Source organism: Candidatus Halocynthiibacter alkanivorans (assembly GCF_003333265.1).
Classification (GTDB): domain Bacteria; phylum Pseudomonadota; class Alphaproteobacteria; order Rhodobacterales; family Rhodobacteraceae; genus Halocyntiibacter_A; species Halocyntiibacter_A alkanivorans.
The window spans coordinates 1-1335 of sequence record NZ_QOLB01000154.1 but is presented as its reverse complement, the minus strand read 5'-3'; the positions used below and the strand labels follow the sequence as shown (position 1 = coordinate 1335).

The 1335-nt window shown below is 45.9% G+C and carries 2 protein-coding genes; both read left to right on the top strand.

The features are described 5' to 3' along the window. On the top strand, positions 1-806 hold an 806-nt coding region (locus DWA01_RS19965; protein WP_336470020.1), incomplete at its 5' end, for a FimV C-terminal domain-containing protein. Between the two features lie 101 nt (positions 807-907). Beyond that, positions 908-1335 (top strand): pseudouridine synthase family protein (locus DWA01_RS19960; protein WP_473206063.1); only part of this gene is annotated, 428 nt, incomplete at its 3' end.

The following is a 1335-nucleotide window of genomic DNA, read 5'->3' as shown; positions in this document are numbered from 1 at the left end:
TTGCTGAATCAGCTGGCGGTCTTGATGATATAGATTTGTCTTTAGATGGCGACGAATCCTTGGAATTGTCATCGGACGCTTTAGACATAGATTTGGGATTAGAGTCTGGCGATGAACTCTCGTTTGATGCAGAAGAGAGTGAATTACCAGTACTTGAAGACAGTAATGATTTAGACATAGACCTCGATTTATCAGGCGATGTCTCTTTGGACTTAGATGATAGTCTGTCACTAGACACTGAACTGGATGAGGTGGCGCAAGAGTCTCTTGATGATGAATTAGGTGGCCTTGATCTAGATCTGGATTCACTGGATGTTGATCTTGATGCGGCAGCAGACTTATCGTTTGATGTGGAAGACGATGAGTTACCGGTACTGGATGATAGTGCCGAAATAGATCTGGATACTGTAGCTCATGAGGACGATGCCACTGATGAGGTGTCACTGGATTTAGATCTGGACGAATTGGCTGAACAGCCGGAAACGGATGTCGATCCTTTATTGGATTTGGACGAATTATCTAAAGAATTAGATGCAGAAATGCTCGAATTTGATGCATCTGAACCAGTCAGCGAGCCAATTAACGAACCAGTGGCCGCCACTGCTGAGTTAGATCTTTCCGACCTGGATGCCGACCTTGATTTCCTAAGTGGCACAGATGAGAGCGAAACCAAACTGGACTTGGCACGTGCCTACATTGATATGGATGATAAAGACGGTGCCAAAGAAATTTTGCAAGAAGTGCTGGAAGAGGGCACCGATAAGCAAAAGCAGGATGCAGGCAGTTTGCTGGATAGCCTAGTGTAAAACACAAAAGGTTCGGTACGAAAAAATCCCGGGCATGGCAGCATGTTCGGGTTTTCTTTTTTTAGGTTTCAAATTTTAGTTTTTAGTTTGGGTGAGTGGGTATGCAACAAGCACTTAAGGTTCAACGCTGGGTGGCAGGCGTAGAGTACAACGGCGCTTTGTTTAAGGGTTGGCAGAGTCAAATACACCACCCCGGTAAAAGTGTTCAAGATGCGTTAGAAAAAGCCGCGTCAAAAGTGGCGAATCACCCCGTTAAATTAATTTGTGCAGGTAGAACCGACGCGGGTGTTCACGCCAGTGCTCAGGTGATTCACTTTGATAGTCATGCTATCCGGGATGCCCATGCCTGGAAGATGGGTATTAATACCAATCTGCCAAATGGTGTGTGCCTAAACTGGGTACGGCCAGTGGATTCTGATTTCCATGCGCGTTTCAGTGCAGTATCTAGGCGCTATCGTTATTTCATAATGAACAGGCCCATAAAGCCGGGTTTGATGCATGACCAAGTAACTTGGTGGCGCAGACCTCG